The following is a 15311-nucleotide window of genomic DNA, read 5'->3' as shown; positions in this document are numbered from 1 at the left end:
CTTGGGAGTATTCTGGAGCGTGCATGCGCGCTGATGGTCTCAAATACGGCCGGGCGGACCGCTGCGCCAACTTGCAACGGCCCGCCCGGGAATTGATCGGCGGCGGTCAAGGCGTCAGTCGTCGTATTTCTTGGCGTAGGCCGCGTCGTTGTAGAGTGATTCTCCGTACTTGTCCTTGCCGTAAGCGCGGATGATGTTCTGCCCCTCATCCGAGGCCACGAAGTCGATGAAGGCCGCGGCGGTTTCGGCTCCGGGGGTGGCGCCCTTGGGCTGGCCCAGGGCGTGGTAGGTGTTCACCAGCATTTTGTCGCCCGAGAAAAGCACCTTGAGCTTTGGCGTGTTCGTTTTCTCCGCCACCCAGGTGCTGGAATCGGTCATGAAATAGCCCTGCTCATTCTCGGCGCGCTTGAGCGTGGCGGTCATGAAATCCTTGGTCACGATGTACCAGGGGCCGGATGGTTCGATTCCGGCCGCCTTCCAGATCGCCATCTCCTTCTGGTGGGTGCCGGAGTTGTCCCCGCGCGAGAAGAACGGGGCCTTGCCCTTGGCAGCGTCCTGATAGGCCTGAACCCCGGTCTTGGCCATGGCGATGCCCGAGGGGTCTGATGCCGGACCGACAATGAAAAACTCGTTGGAGCCGATGAGGGTCTTCTTGACGCCCCACCCTTCCTTCACGGCCTGATCCACCTTGGCCGGGGCGTGCACCATGACCATGTCCACCTTTCTGGCCTTGAGCATATCCAGGGATTGGCCCGTCCCGGCCTTGTACCACTCCATGCTCGCCCCCGCTTTTCGGGCGAAAGCCTCCCCCAACTGCTTCAACAGGCCCAGTTCACCGGGGCTGCCAGTGGCCAGGCTGAACACCTTGGGGCCGGAACCGTACGTCTCTGTGACTTTGGGAGACTCCTGGGCGTAGGTCAAAACGGGGGCTGATACGAAGATCGCGAGCAATGCGAGGAAACAGCGCATGGGCAACTCCTTATGTCAGATTTGACATATGCTAGAACAACTGTGAGTTGCGAGTCAACAGGAGTGGGCACGCGTACCACAGCTCAGCCTTCCCAGGGTGAGTTACAACAAAAAGCCCCCCGGACTACGTCCGGGGGGCTGGTTCTCCCGTCGGTTAGCCGAGGCGCGGGATCAGTTGGTCAAGAGCTGCATGAGCGCGCCCATCAGGGTGCTGATCTTGAGCAGAACCAGATTGATTCCGGTGACGGCGGGCTGGCCCGGGTTGATGACCACGGGCTGCGCGCTGGCGCAGCTGCCGCCGGCGGCGCCGTCCCAGTACTTGTCGCCGTATTGCATGCCCTTGGCCCTGCTGCCCACATAGATGTTGGACGAGAGCGGCAGGCCGTAGATGGTGTAGTTGCCATCCCAATCGGTCATCCCGTTCTGCAGGAAGGAGCCAGAGCAGGCAGCGTCGGAGGAGGCGGACACGATCATGCCGGGCACGGCCGATCCGGCGCTGGTGATCTTGCCGCTGATCGAACCGCCCGGTGCGAGCGTGAAGTCGACCCCGGTCGTCTGCGCTCCCGAGGCGAGCGAGAAACTGGCGGCCTGGGAGCACACGGTGGTGTCACCACTGGAGGTGCGCCACTTGGGCGCGAAGGACTGCAGCCTGGGGTAGGAGTCAGTACGCACCGTCACCGGTGTGTTGGGCGGGATGCCGGTGATGGTGTATTTGCCGTAATAGTCGGTTCGCGCGTTCACGTACTGGTCGGGGTAGGCGCACGGGCCATTGACCAAAGCCATGATTTGCACATTCTGCAAGGGGACGGTGCCGTCCGTGACAGTACCGCTGATGGATGCGCCCTTGGTCAGGCTCAGGTTGAAGCCCGAAGTGGTGGTTCCCGCGGTAAGACTGAGCGCCTTGTAGGCTTTGGGGTTGGTGTTCGCCCCCACGCCGTCCCACCAGGAGAAGCAGTACCCGGGACCCGAGGTCGAAGTGCCAAGGCGGCCGCTGGTTGTGGCCGGGATTCCCTTGATGGTGAAGGTTCCGTCGCTGCCGGTGGTCGTGCTTGATCCCGTGTAGAAGCCGTTGGAGCCTTTGACGTCCACGCGCACGGGCACTCCGGCGGCGGGCTGGGCATTGGAGGCGTCGGTGATCGTGCCCGTGACGATCGCGCCCTGCGGCGACTGGAAGTTGATGGTCTGGCTGGCGTTGGCGTCCAGTGCGATGGGCCTGGCCTTGGCCGGATCGCTGGTCAGGGCCGAGCCGGTCCACCAGGAGTTGACGTTGTTGTACCCTGAGCTTGCGGGCTTGGCGTGGATGTAGGAGCCGTTCGGCACGCCCCGGAGGGTGTATGTGCCATTGGCGGCCGTGGAGGACGCGGCGACGGAGTTGCCGTTCGGGTCCAGGAGCGCGAAGACGTTCACGTTCGCCAGGGGGGCGCCCGTGTGGTCCGTGACCGTGCCGCTCACGGTGCCGGTCGCATGGAGCTTGAAGTCGATGGAGCCCGTGTTTCCGGACATGACCACCGGCACAGGCTTGGCCTGGAACCAGTACAGGGTGCCGTCGCTGCCAGCGCCCTCCCACCAGCGGGTGTCGAAGTTCAGGCCCGACGATGCCCCCTGGGCGGTGACATTGATGCTCCCGGCGGGGAGGTTGTTTATGGTGTACTGCCCGCTGCCGTTCGTCTGGACCGCTCCGAGGCTGCCGTTGCTCACGCCATAGCTGGCGACCACCCATACCCCTGAAACAGGTGCGTTGCTGGTGTCGCGCACCACGCCGGAGATGCTTCCTCCCGCGGGCATGACGAAGTTGAACCCGTTGTAGGTCTGCCCGCCGCTCAAGGCCACCTGTTGGGCGCTTGAGCACATGGGGCTGCCCTGAGTCCCGTCCCACCACATGGACACCTTGCCGTTAGCGCCTGAGCGCAACAGCACATTGCCGGGGGCCACGCCGTACAGGGAGAAGTTGCCCTGCGAATCAAGCGAACTGGTGGCGGTCAGGTAGCTGTACCCCGAGCAGGCGCTCCCGGTGTAGACGTTCACGTAGCCCGAAGTGATGGCCTGGGAGTTGCCGTCGGTGAGCTTGCCGTTGATGATGGCTCCGGGCGAGACGGCGAAGTTGACATTTGCGTTGGTCGCTCCGGGCTGGGTGTTGGCGATGGATTGGGCGTTCTGGCAGTTGGCGGAGCCGGAAGCGCCGTCCCACCACAGGGGAACGTAGTTCAGCTTGTTGTAGGTGCTGTCCGCGCGGATAAAGAAGGTGCCGCCCGCGGGCGCGACTATGGAGTAGTTGCCGTTGGAGTCTGTCGATCCGCTGGCTACCCACACCCAATTGCCGCAGGGTGTGCCGGAGTAGGCGGACACCGACATACCCGGGACGTTGGCGCCTGAGTTGGTGACCTTGCCTGAGATGGTGACGCCCCTGGCAACGTGGAAGTTCAACAACTGGTTGGTGTCGCCAGCGGTGACGTTGACGGTGATGCCGTTGGCGCAGGCAGTAGATCCATTGGAACCGTCCCAATAGGAGGTCGGGTACGGCTTGGAAGGATCATAACTGGAAAAACGGAAATAGTTGGCGCCAAGAGGCACCCCGTGGATGGCGAAAGTGCCGTCTGACTTGACCTGGCTGGAATAGACCTGACGGCTGCTGCAGGCCGTGCCGGAAGGCATGAACATGTTTCCGACGAAAATGGAGTTTCCACCCACCGGCGTGCTGCCGTCCATGACGCTGCCGGTTACCGTTCCGCCCGGCTGGAGGATGATGTTGCCGATGTTCGTGGTTTGCCCTGCCGTAACCGTGATCGGTGTCGCATTCAGGCAGTCGTAGGCGTCATAGGCCGTGCTGTGGTTCGCCTTATACCAGGAGGGGGTGTAGTTGCTGGAAGCTGAAGGGTTGCCAACCTGGACGTAAATGTTCGAGCCTTCGGGAATGTTGTTGAAAGTGAAGGAACCGTCGGAGCCGGGATTCGTGGTTTGAATGGGCGAAGAGCTGCAAACGCCGCCCGAGGTCTGGAACGCCCACACGGACATGCCCGTTATCCCGTTGTCCCCTGGGTCGACGACCCGACCCGTGATGGAGCCGTTTGCGGCGAACACCAAGCCGGGAACAAGAAGAGCCAGCAGAACCACTAAGGACGCGAGATAGCCTTTCCGCACAATACCCCCCTCCTGCTCGGATAATGTCATATTAATTCTTAAATGCGTCAAAAAGCAAAAGTCGAACAGGTCGAACTTTAAGCAAACGATACAGGAGGTGTTATTCTACGCCCGGCGCAAAGGCAACAACAATAAAATATTGGAGTTGTTATCGGGGGATGGCCTAGACGGCGCGGCTTGCTGCATCAACGATAAGCGTACAAAGCAGAAACAGCAGGGAGGCATTCAAGGCCTGGAATCCACTGGGGCCACGGAAGCCGCCGAGCAGGCCCACAGACATGACGCTGGCCCCGACCCCCACCAGCACGAACCCGAGCCAGCGCGTGGAGACAAGGCCAAGAGCGGGCAGCAGCAGGACGCTCAGCCCGTAGCACGCCAGCCAGATGGAGACGACGAAGCCGGAGCGGCCCCAGAGGCGTCCTGCGAAGACGGGCAGCCCGGCGGCCCTGTATTCGCCCTCGTGGCGCCGCACCAGCATCCAGAAATGAGGGACCTGCCAAAGGTAAAGCATCCCTGAGAGCGCCAGCGCGCGGCAATCGGAAGGCTCGCCTCCGGCCGCGCACCAGCCCAGCAGCGGCGGCATGGCTCCGGCGATGCCTCCGGCCAGGATGGCGAAGGGTGTCCGGCGTTTGAGCGGCGTGTACAGGCCGTTGTAGACCAGCAGCACCACTGCCCACACCGCAACGGCGCTGATATCGGTTTGGGCAAGGAGGGCCAGGGACAAGCAGAGACTTGTAACAATGAAGACCAGCGCTTGAGGCACGCCGAGCCTGCCGGAGGCCAGCGGGCGGGAGGCCGTGCGGGCCATGAGCCTGTCCGTGGCGCGCTCCTGGAGTTGGTTGAGCGCACCGCTGCCCGCCGCCAGCAGCAGCGCGCCGGCAAGCGCGCAGGCCAGGCCTGAGTCGGCAACTGGTTTGAAGCAGACATAGCCCGCCAGAGCGGCCACGACGGCCAGGAAGCACAGCCTCGGCCGGACCAAGGCCGGAAGATCGCGAATCACTTGTGCCCCTCGTGGGGGTGCTGGTCCTGATGCCCCTGCCCTCCGCCGGTTCCCATCGACTCCAGGTAGAGAAGCAGCGCTTGCTTCTCCTGCTCGGTCAGTTGCGGGTAGGCGGGCATGATCGGGTCGAAGCCTTTGACCCTGTGCTTATCAGGATGGGACAGCACCTCCAGCACGAAGGCCCTGTTCACGACCTCGTCCTTCTCGGTACCGTCCACGGTCACGCGGGTCACGGAGCCCATCAGCCCCTTGAAGCTCGGGCCGACCAGGACGGAGCCGTCCGTGGAGTGGCAGCCCGTGCAGCCCTGGCTTTCAGCGACCGCCTTGCCGTCCGGAAGCGCGGCCTTCTCGCCCTTGAGCAGGAAATCCACCATCTGATCGATGTCAGCGTCCGGGATCTGGCCCGAGAAGCTGGGCATCAACGGATCGTAGCCCTTCATCGTGGCCTCCTTCTTTCCGGCGATGGCCTCCTTCAGGTAGGCGGCATCCACCGTGACGGTGCGTTCCACGCCCTTGGGCGTGATCAGCACCACCTTGCTCCCGGCGATGTCCTTGAGAGTGGGTCCTACGGACTCGCTTCCGTCCAGGGTGTGACAGCCCAGGCAGCCGTAGCGCTCAAGCAGCGCCTTGCCCGGGTGTGCGCCCTCGGCCGGGACCTCCTCCAGCCACTTCTTGAATTCCTCTTCGGAAACGGCGCGCACCGTGGTGTGCATATCCGCGTGCTTGAGACCGCAGTACACCGAACAGAACAGGTCGTGCTCGCCGGGCTTGTCCGCGCGGAACCAGGCATGGGTGGTCATGCCGGGAACGGCGTCCACCTTGATGCGGAACGCGGGCACAAAGACGCCGTGGATCACGTCCTTGGAGGTTACGTTAAGCTTCACGGCCCGGCCCACGGGCACAACCAGCACGTCGCTGCGGCGTCCCCCCTCGTAGGCGAAGTTCCAGGACCACATCCTGGCTGTCACGGACACCTCCATGGCGTCCGGCGGCACGGTGCGCAGCCCCTGGTAGCTGGTCCAGCCGTAGTGGAACAGCCCCAGCACGATGAGCGTGGGGATGACCGTCCAGGCGATTTCAGCCCAGAGGTTGCCGTCGATGTCGCTGGGCACGGGGTTGCGCTTGCGGTCGTAGCGCACCACGAAGAAGATCATGGTGAGCGTGACGATCACCAGGAGCGCCGCCGCTGTGACGAAGATGATCAGGAAGGTCCGGTCCACACCGGCTACCGCATCGTAGGCCTGGTTCATAGCCCCCTCACCGCCTGAAGCCCACGTCGGAGAACGTGAGCCCGATGCAGATCGCCAGCACCACGAACGCCACCAGCACCATGGTTTTGATCGTCCTGTTCTCGTACTTGAGGTGCATGAAGAAGAATATGACCAGGGCCGATTTGAGGCTGGCGATGCCCAGCGCCACCACGACATTGAAAAAGCCCAGATCGACCCGGGCCACGGATATGGTCAGGGCCGTGAGCGCCAGCAGCGCGGCCCAGATGCCCGCCAGGAAGCGGTAGCTCAGCGGGTGCGACCCGGCATCGTTTTGTGCGTCGGACATGGGAGCCGCCTTTGCCTAGGCAATGAGGTAGAAAAGGGGGAACAGGAATATCCAGACCAGGTCCACCAGATGCCAATACAGCCCGGCGTTTTCCAGCAGCCCGAAGTTCCCCTGTGTCACTCTGCCCCTGCGCACCAGCGCCGCGGTGACGGTAAGCAGCGTGGCCCCGATGAGCACGTGCAGCCCGTGCAGGCCGGTCATGGCGTAATAGAGCCCGAAGAAGAGGTTCTCGCCGGGGGGCAACCGCATCAGATGCTCTGAACCGGGATAGATTCCGTGGCCGAACTTGGCGCTCCATTCGAAGAATTTGTTCACCAGGAAGCCCAGGGCCAGGGCCACGGTGGCGGCCAGCAGCCACAGGCAGCGCGTGGTCTCCCCCAGCCGCAGGGCCGTGATGGAGGCGGCGACGGTGAAGCTGGAGGTGATGAGTATCACCGTGTTGGCCGCGCCGAGAACCACGTCGAGCTGCTTGCCCCCGGCGTTGAAGTCCGCCGGATAGCGGTGCAGGTAGGCCGCGTAGAGCAGGAACAGCCCCCCGAAGAGCAGTATCTCCGTGAACAGGAATAACCACATGCCGAGCTTGCCCCCGGCGTAGTCGCGGTGCTCAGTCACGGCGCGCAACTCCGCGGAAGTCGTAGGGGCCGCGCGTCACAACGGGCTCCGTAGCGAAATTGTCAGCGGGCGGCGGGGACGATGTTGTCCACTCCAGCGTGGCCGCGCCCCAGGGGTTGTCCCCGGCCAGGGGGCCGCGCCGGATGCCCCGGTACAGATTGGCGAACATCATGACCAGCCCCACGGCCAGTATCCAGGAGCCGACCGTCGAGAGCATCTGCCCGTGGGCGTACTTGGGCAGGTAGTCGTAATACCGCCTGGGCAGGCCCTCCAGCCCGAGGATGAACATGGGGAAGTACAGCAGGTTCATGCCCGCCAGGATGATCCAGAAGGAGAGCTTGGCCACCGTCTTGTCGTACATCCTGCCGAATATCTTGGGCAGCCAGAAGTGCAGCGCCGCGAAAAGCCCCAGGCCCGTCCCGCCGAAAATGACGTAATGGAAGTGGCCCACGATGAAATAGGTGTCATGCACGTGGATGTCCGTGCCCGCGGAGCCCTGAACCAGCCCGGTGAGGCCGCCCACCGAGAACATGAAGATGAACCCCAGCGAGAACAGCAGCGGGGGATCCACGCTGATGGAGCCCTTGTAGAGCGTGGAGACCCAGTTGAACACCTTGATGGCCGAGGGGATGGCCACGATGAACGTCAGGAAGGAGAACACCAGCACCGCCGTGTCGCTCATGCCGCTGGTGAACATGTGATGCGCCCAGACCAGCGAACCGGCGAAGGCGATGGCAAGGCTTGAGAAGGCGATCATCTTGTAGCCGAAGATGTTCTTGCGGGCGAACACCGGGATGATGTCGGAGATCACGCCCATGGCCGGCAGCACCATGATGTAGACCGCCGGGTGCGAATAGATCCAGAACAGGTGCTGGTAGAGCAGCGGGTCGCCGCCTCGCCCGGGGTCGAACAGGCCCAGGTGCAGCACTCGCTCGGCGAACACCAGCGCGAGGGTGATGCCCAGGATCGGCGTGGCCAGCACCTGGATCCAGGCCGTGGCGTACAAGGACCAGACGAACAGCGGCAGGCGCGTCCAGGTCATGCCCGGAGCGCGCAGGCGGTGAATAGTCGTGACGAAGTTCAGCCCCGTGAGGATGGAGGAGAAGCCCAGGATGGTCACGGCGGTCACGGCCATGGAGACGTTGGTGGTGGTCCGCTCGCTGAAAGGCACGTAGAACGTCCAGCCCGTGTCGGGCGCTCCCGTGCCGGTGAATATGGAGACCAGCGCGAGCACCGCGCCCAGCACGTAGAGCCACCAGGAGAACAGGTTCAGCCTGGGAAAGGACACGTCCTCCGCGCCGATCTGCAGAGGGAGCAGGATGTTGCCCAAGGAGGCAGGGATGCTCGGGATGACCACCAGGAAGATCATGATCACGCCGTGGAGCGTGAACATGGCGTTGTAGGTCTGCGGCCCCACCAGGGTGCTGCCCGGCGTCATGAGCTTGAGGCGCAGGATCATGCCCAGGATTGACCCGCAGAAGAACATGAACACAATGCAGCCCATGTAGAGCAGGCCGATGCGCTTGTGATCCGTGCTCCCTATCCAGGAGAGGAGCCCTCCTCTGCCCGGGGCGCTGGCGAGGAAGCCGAGGCCGTCGACGTTGCCGTGATCCATGAACCCCCCAAAACAAATGACGCCCTCACGCGCCCGACGACGCGCGCATGGGGGCGGAGACTCGCGCTACTTCTTCTTCCGGCCGCCGAAATACAGGAAAACCCCGAAAAGCGCCATTGCCGCCAAAATGCCCGCCCCTGAGACCTTCATCAGGTCGAAGACGTATTGGCGGCCTTGCGGGTCATATGTGTAGCACATGGCGATGGCCCGCCGCACCGAAAGCCCAACAGTTTCGCGGGCGGCCTCCGTGGCGGCCATGGTGATGTCGAACGGCAGGGGGGTCACCCCGTAGAGATAGCGCACCACCTTGCCCGAAGGCGACAGCGCCACCAGCACCACCGGATGCTTGAAGGCCTTGCCGTCGCGCTGGAAACCGAAGCCCACGGCGTCCGTGAGCCTGCGGATGTTGGCCTTGTCGCCGGTGAGGAAGGTCCAGTACCGGGCCGGGAAGCGATCGCCCATGGCGGTGATGAAATCATTCTTGCGCCTGGCCGCGACCTGGGGCGTGTCGTGCTCGTCGAAGCTGACCGAAACAACCTGAAAGTCCTTGCCGGGCTCCAGCGAGACCAGGGGAAGCACCTGGGCCAGACTGCCCAGCAGGAGGTTGCAGTCGTTGGGGCAGGAATAATAGACCGGGACCAGGATGGTGGGCGTCTTCAGCAGTTCCTTGACGTTCACCTCGCGGCCGGTTTCGTCGCGCATGACGATATCGTCCGGGATGGTCTGCCCCAGCTTCTCCTGGACGCCAACGGCCGAGGGGAGCGCGGCGCCCCCCCCGTCGTGTTGGTGATCCGCCGCCTCATCCTGGTGGGCCGGGCTGGGCCGGGCCGAAAGCATCAGCCCCGCCAGAAGGAGCACGGCCGCCAGGAAAGGCAGGCCCGCCCGTCCGGCGAGGCCTCTTGGGCCGGGAGTCGTCAAGCCGGAGTACATCGGTCCTACAAGGTGGAGATGTACTTGGCCAGGGTCTGGATGTCCTCGGGGGACAGGTTCTTGGCGATGCTCTCCATGATTGCCTTCTTGTCTCCCCCGAAGGTTTTCTCCCTGTAGCCGTTGAGGGCCGCAAGGATGTCGGCCTCGGCCTTGCTCTTGAACTTGCCGCCGTCCGCGCCGTGGCAGCCCGCGCACTTGCGGTAGAGTTCCTGCCCGTCCGCCGTGAAGCCTGAGACCGCAAAACCGAAAGCCAGTGTGAGGCAAATGCTCGAAACCAGCAGAAAACGTTTCATGTAGTTACCCTCCTATTGAATCGTAAACACACCGTTCATTAACCGCATTCGCTAAAGGCTGACAACATGGAAAAAAACACACGGTTTCGTTTGCCATCCTGACGTTCCGATTTCGGCGGCCCTTACCGGCGCGATCATTTGCCATGCCAGATTGAACAAACATACTCCTGGCTCTGGATTCCAAGGTTCCTTCCAACCTCCCTCCTCCGGTATGAAACACAAGCGTACCGACGCGTGTTCACACTTGCATTCTTTCCCCGGCCGGGAGTAAGTGAACAAAATAGGCCCTGTTTTCCCGGGCCTGACGTTCCCGCAGGACGTGTTACGCCGTTAGAACAGTGGGGATGTCCCCTGGGCGGGCTGCTTGCGGTCAACCCTCAGCATCGAGGTGCCGATGGCGCTCCGAAGATACCCCCTGCGCATGTTCGGCGCGGCGCTCGCTGTAGCCGTGTACGTGCTGGCTCCTCCGGCCTCAGCCGCACAGAACAAGCCGGAACCGCTGTCGAAACCGTCAGCGTCGACCCAGAAGAACCAACCCGCACCCGCACTCATCGTGAAACCACCCGATCCCGGGCTGGGCCTGCCCACCGGCATTCCCCCCTTTGATCCCGCCGGTTCGCCCTATGTCCTGAGCGCCTGGAGCGAATCCTCCCTGCGTCAGGTGAGCGACTGCGACGCCCTGTTCAGCCTCTTTGCGCCCTTCGCCACCCTGCGCGCGGAGCTGGTCAAACGGGGCGAGAACCCTCAGCAGGTCACGGACGGGGTAGTTCTGTCCTACTCCATCGAGGGGATGGCCGAGCCGTCGACCGTGACCCGCTACTACGAATTCTCCCGGTCATTGAGAGGAACAGAACTGCCCCGCGACACGGGGCCGACCGGCAATTCGGTTCGCGGTGAAATGCGCGCCCTGAACGGTGGGTTCGTGGCCGAACAATTGCCGGTGACCCCCTACGCGGCGGACGGCTCCTACATGCCCTACCCGTTGGTGCGCGTGGAGGCCCGGGACGCCGCCAGCGGCGACGTCCTGGCGGTCACCAAGGCCGAGCTGCCCGTCAGCACGGAGATCGGCTGCGCCAACTGCCACGGCGGGGCTTCCTCCCGGCCGGGAATCTCACCGGAGACCGCAACGGCCATCCTCACCGCCCACGACAAGCGCAGCGGCACCAAGCTGCTGGCGGAGGCGAAGGCGGGCAGGCCCCGGGCCTGCGCCTCCTGCCATGACGACGCCCTCAGGACCGGCACCATGTCCCTCTCCGCCTCCATGCACGGTTTCCACGCCTCCAGGCTGACCGGCATGGGCGCGGCTGCCTGCGCCAACTGTCACCCGCAGGGGGCCGCGAGCAGGATCGCCAGGGACCAGCACCAGGCCAGGGGCGTAAACTGCACCCGCTGCCACGGCACTATGGAAAACCACGCCGCCGCGCTGCTGGCCTTCGAGGCCGAGGCGAACAAGAAGACCGCCGCCAGGCTGCTGTCGGCCATCCCCGGCCGGGCCCAGGGTGTGCCCCCCCGGGCCGCCCACGTGCAGCAGCCCGACTGCAAGGGCTGCCACGATTTCAAGTCCCGCCCGCTGGCCTCCTCATCTTCCGCTGTGGGCAAGTGGACGGCACCGGACGACCCGGCCTACTCTACGCGCAAGGACGCCATGGGCGGGCTGGCCTGCGCGGCATGCCACGGCCCGGCGCACGCCCTCTATCCTTCCGACAACCCCTACGGCCGCGACAGGGACGACATCGCCCCCATGCAGTACCAGGGAGTCTCTGCCCCCCTGGGCTCTCTCGGGCACTGCTCCGCGTGCCATGTCGTGCCCATGAACCCCGCCACCTCGGTGCATCACCCCATACCTCCCAAAACCGGCACGCGCATCAGCCTGCCGGACACGGTGAAGCCCACCAAGGCCAGGGTGCTCATCCCCCATAAGGCCCACGGCGAGCTGGCCTGCAAGACCTGCCACCACACCGGCTACGCCGACGACGGGAACATGCGCTGCACCGCTTCCGGCTGCCATGACAGGGTCGACGCCTCCAGCGATGACCCGCTCTTCTATCGCAGCCCCTTCCACGGCCCGGGGATGAGCTGCATGGGCTGCCACCAGGCCGCGAAGAAGCAGGACAAGCCCCACGGCCCGGTGGACTGCGCCGGCTGCCACACCGAGCGCTAAGGAGCATTTGCATGAGCTTGAAGCGACGCGACTTCCTCAAGGCGGCATCGGCCACGGCGACCGCGGCGGCCTTCGGCGGCCTCGGGTTCGACCTGACCCCCGCCAGGGCCTTTGCCTATGCCCTGAAAACCGCCGACACCAAGGTGGGCACGTCCGTCTGCTGCTACTGCGCGGTGGGCTGCGGCCTGCTGGTGCACACCAACCCGGCCACCGGCAGGACGGTGAACATCGAGGGCGACCCCGACCACCCCATCAACGAAGGCACCCTCTGCCCAAAGGGCTCCTCCATTTTCGAGACCACCGAGCAGAGCCCCCGGGTCACCAGCGTGCTCTACCGCGCGCCCTACTCCGACAAGTGGGAGGAGAAGCCCTGGGACTGGGCGCTGGCCCGCATCGCCCGCAAGGTCAAGGACGTCCGCGACGCCAGCTTCGAGCCCGTAAGCGCCAAGGGCCAGCCCCTGAACCGCACACGAGCCCTGGCCTCAGTGGGTTCTGCCGCCATCGACAACGAGGAGGGCTGGCTGCTCCAGGCCATGCTGCGCGCCCTGGGCCTTGTCTACATCGACAGCCACGCCCGCATCTGCCACAGCTCCACCGTGGGAGCCCTGGCCGAATGCTTCGGGCGCGGGGCCATGACCAACCACTGGATCGACCTCAAGAACGCCGACGTCCTGCTGATCATGGGCAGCAACGCCGCCGAGAACCACCCCATATCCTTCAAGTGGGTGACCCGCGCAATGGAGAACGGAGCCACGCTCATCCATGTGGATCCGCGCTTCACCCGCACCTCCGCCAAGGCCGATATCCACTCCTTCATCCGCTCCGGCACGGACATCGCCTTCTTCGGCGGGATGATGAAGTACATCCTGGAAAACAACCTCTTCCAGCAGCCCTATGTGGCTGAATACACCAACGCCCCCTTCATCGTGAGCGAGGGGTTCTCCTTCAAGGACGGCCTCTTCTCCGGCTGGGACCCGGCCAAGACCGCCTACGACAAGTCCAGCTGGGCCTACGAGACCGACGAGAACGGCGTGCCCAGGAAGGACCCGGCCCTGGCCCACCCGCGCTGCGTGATGCAGCTGCTCAAGGGCCACTACGCCCGCTACGACATCGACACGGTCTCCTCCGTCACGGGCATCCCCAAGGAGAAGCTCGAACAGGTCTGGAGCACGTTCGCGGCCACGGGCAAGCCGGACAAGGCCGGGACCATCCTCTACGCCATGGGCCAGTGCCAGCACACGGTGGGCGTGCAGAACATCCGGGCCCTGGGCATGATCCAGCTGCTGCTGGGCAACATCGGCGTGGCCGGGGGCGGGGTGAACGCCCTGCGCGGCGAGTCCAACGTGCAGGGCACCACGGACATCGCCCTGATCTGCGACAACCTTCCGGGTTATCTGGCCGTCCCCAAGGCGTCCTGGACCACCCTGGCCGAATACCTAAAGGGGGCCACCCCGGTCAGCAAGGACCCCATGAGCCTGAACTGGTGGTCCAACTATCCGAAATACATGGCCTCCTACCTCAAGTCCGTCTACCCGGAGCCTGATCTGGAGACCGCCTACGCATGGCTGCCCAAGGTCGACGACGTAAGGATCGTGGACTACTCCTGGCTCTCCATCTTCGAGCGCATGTCGCAGGGCGGCTTCAAGGGCCTGTTCGTCTGGGGCCAGAACCCCGCCGGGGGCAGCGCCAACGCGGGCAAGACGCGCAAGGCCTTCGAGACGCTGGACTTCATGGTCAACGTCAACCTCTTCCACAACGAGAGCTCCAACTTCTGGCGCGGCCCGGGCGTGGACCCCAAGAAGATCAAGACCGAGGTTTTCCTGCTCCCGGCCTGCATCAGCGTGGAGAAGGAAGGCGCGGTCGTCAATTCGGGGCGCTGGCTCCAGTGGCGTCACCGAAACGCTGCCCCCATGGGCCAGTCCCGCACGGACGGGGACATCCTCCTGGGGCTGTGGAAGCACATCCGGGAGCTCTACGCCAAGGAGGGCGGCGCGTTCACCGGACCCATCGCCGGGCTCCACGTGGACTATGAAACCGGCGGCGCCTACGACGCGGCCAAGGTAGCCAAGCGGCTCAACGGCACCTTCCTGAAGGACGCCACGGTGGGCGTCCAGAGCTTCAAGGCCGGACAGCAGGTGCCGGGATTCGCGGCTCTGGCCGACGACGGCTCCACCTGCTGCGGCTGCTGGATCTTCTCCGGCTCCTACACGGATGCCGGGAACATGATGGCCCGGCGCGACCGCAAGCAGGATTCCATCCAGGAGGCCCTGGGCCTCTTCCCCAACTGGGCATACGCCTGGCCGGCCAACAGGCGCATCCTCTACAACCGGGCCTCCACGGACAATGCCGGCAACCCCACAAACCCCGCCCGACCCGTCATCGCCTGGCAGGACGGCAAGTGGGTGGGCGACGTGCCCGACGGCGGCATGAAGCCCGGGGAGAAGTACCCCTTCATCATGCTCCCGGACGGCTGTGGGCACCTGTTCGGGTCGAGCCGGGTGGACGGCCCCTTCCCCGAGCACTACGAACCCATGGAGAGCCCGCTCACGGTGCAGCCTTTCTCCCCGATCCGCTCCAACCCCACTGCCCTTGCGTTCGCGCACGAGCCCAAAGCTGTCGAGGACCCCAGATACCCCTACGTGTGCACCACGTACCGCGTCACCGAGCAGTGGCAGTCCGGCACCATGACCCGGCAGACTGGATGGCTGCGCGAATGCCAGCCCCAGGGCTTTTGCGAGCTGAGCATGCAGCTGGCGCGCCAGCTCGGGATCCAGAACGGGGACAAGGCCACGCTGGAATCCGTGCGCGGCGCGGTGACGGTGACGGCCATCGTCACCCAGCGCCTCCAGCCCATGACCGTCATGGGCAGGACCGTGCACCTGGTGGGCATCCCCTGGCAGTTCGGCTGGATGCAACCCAATGCGGGCGGTGCGGATTCGGCCAACCTGCTCAGCCCATCCGTTGGCGACCCCAACACGGGCATCCCGGAAACCAAGGCCTTCATGGTCAACGTCCGCAAGGCATAGAGGTGCAGCC

At 64.5% G+C, this 15311-nt stretch carries 11 protein-coding genes; 2 read left to right on the top strand and 9 right to left on the bottom strand.

Annotation, left to right across the window (positions count from 1 at the left end; translation table 11 throughout):
- Positions 1-114: 114 nt before the first annotated feature.
- The 9 genes from MLE18_RS00680 to MLE18_RS00640 all read right to left on the bottom strand — a co-directional run bounded on the left by MLE18_RS00680 (position 115) and on the right by MLE18_RS00640 (position 10114).
- Complete coding sequence (locus tag MLE18_RS00680) at positions 115-969, bottom strand: ABC transporter substrate-binding protein (RefSeq protein ID WP_243366380.1); 855 nt, start codon at positions 967-969, stop codon at positions 115-117.
- Between the two features lie 171 nt (positions 970-1140).
- Positions 1141-3981, bottom strand: a complete 2841-nt coding sequence (locus tag MLE18_RS00675; RefSeq protein WP_243366378.1) for an MSCRAMM family protein — start codon at positions 3979-3981, stop codon at positions 1141-1143.
- Between the two features lie 289 nt (positions 3982-4270).
- Positions 4271-5107: a UbiA family prenyltransferase gene (locus tag MLE18_RS00670; protein ID WP_243366376.1), complete on the bottom strand. Its 837-nt coding sequence runs from the start codon at positions 5105-5107 to the stop codon at positions 4271-4273.
- Complete coding sequence (coxB, locus tag MLE18_RS00665; RefSeq protein ID WP_243366374.1) at positions 5104-6357, bottom strand: cytochrome c oxidase subunit II; 1254 nt, start codon at positions 6355-6357, stop codon at positions 5104-5106. The genes MLE18_RS00670 and coxB overlap by 4 nt, the downstream gene beginning before the upstream one ends.
- A 7-nt stretch (positions 6358-6364) precedes the next feature.
- Complete coding sequence (locus tag MLE18_RS00660; protein WP_243366372.1) at positions 6365-6664, bottom strand: cytochrome C oxidase subunit IV family protein; 300 nt, start codon at positions 6662-6664, stop codon at positions 6365-6367.
- Between the two features lie 15 nt (positions 6665-6679).
- A complete protein-coding gene (locus tag MLE18_RS00655; protein WP_243366370.1) occupies positions 6680-7276 on the bottom strand; it encodes a cytochrome c oxidase subunit 3 family protein in 597 nt (198 codons plus the stop codon).
- Complete coding sequence (ctaD, locus tag MLE18_RS00650) at positions 7269-8891, bottom strand: cytochrome c oxidase subunit I (RefSeq protein ID WP_243366368.1); 1623 nt, start codon at positions 8889-8891, stop codon at positions 7269-7271. Before ctaD ends, MLE18_RS00655 begins: the two co-directional genes overlap by 8 nt.
- 66 nt (positions 8892-8957) lie before the next feature.
- The gene (locus MLE18_RS00645; RefSeq protein WP_243366366.1) at positions 8958-9821 is read right to left on the bottom strand and encodes an SCO family protein; all 864 of its coding nucleotides are present in this window, start codon (positions 9819-9821) and stop codon (positions 8958-8960) included.
- Between the two features lie 5 nt (positions 9822-9826).
- Entirely contained in the window at positions 9827-10114 is a 288-nt protein-coding gene (locus MLE18_RS00640; RefSeq protein ID WP_243366363.1) for a c-type cytochrome, read from the bottom strand.
- Between the two features lie 394 nt (positions 10115-10508).
- Between MLE18_RS00640 and MLE18_RS00635 the strand changes: the two genes are divergently transcribed.
- Positions 10509-12275: a cytochrome c3 family protein gene (locus MLE18_RS00635; protein ID WP_243366361.1), complete on the top strand. Its 1767-nt coding sequence runs from the start codon at positions 10509-10511 to the stop codon at positions 12273-12275.
- 11 nt (positions 12276-12286) lie between these two features.
- The gene (fdnG, locus tag MLE18_RS00630; protein ID WP_243366359.1) at positions 12287-15301 is read left to right on the top strand and encodes a formate dehydrogenase-N subunit alpha; all 3015 of its coding nucleotides are present in this window, start codon (positions 12287-12289) and stop codon (positions 15299-15301) included.
- Positions 15302-15311: the final 10 nt, after the last annotated feature.

Origin of the sequence: Fundidesulfovibrio soli, from assembly GCF_022808695.1 — a bacterium.
Classification (GTDB): Bacteria; Desulfobacterota; Desulfovibrionia; order Desulfovibrionales; family Desulfovibrionaceae; genus Fundidesulfovibrio; species Fundidesulfovibrio soli.
This window is presented reverse-complemented; position numbering and strand designations above follow the sequence as displayed.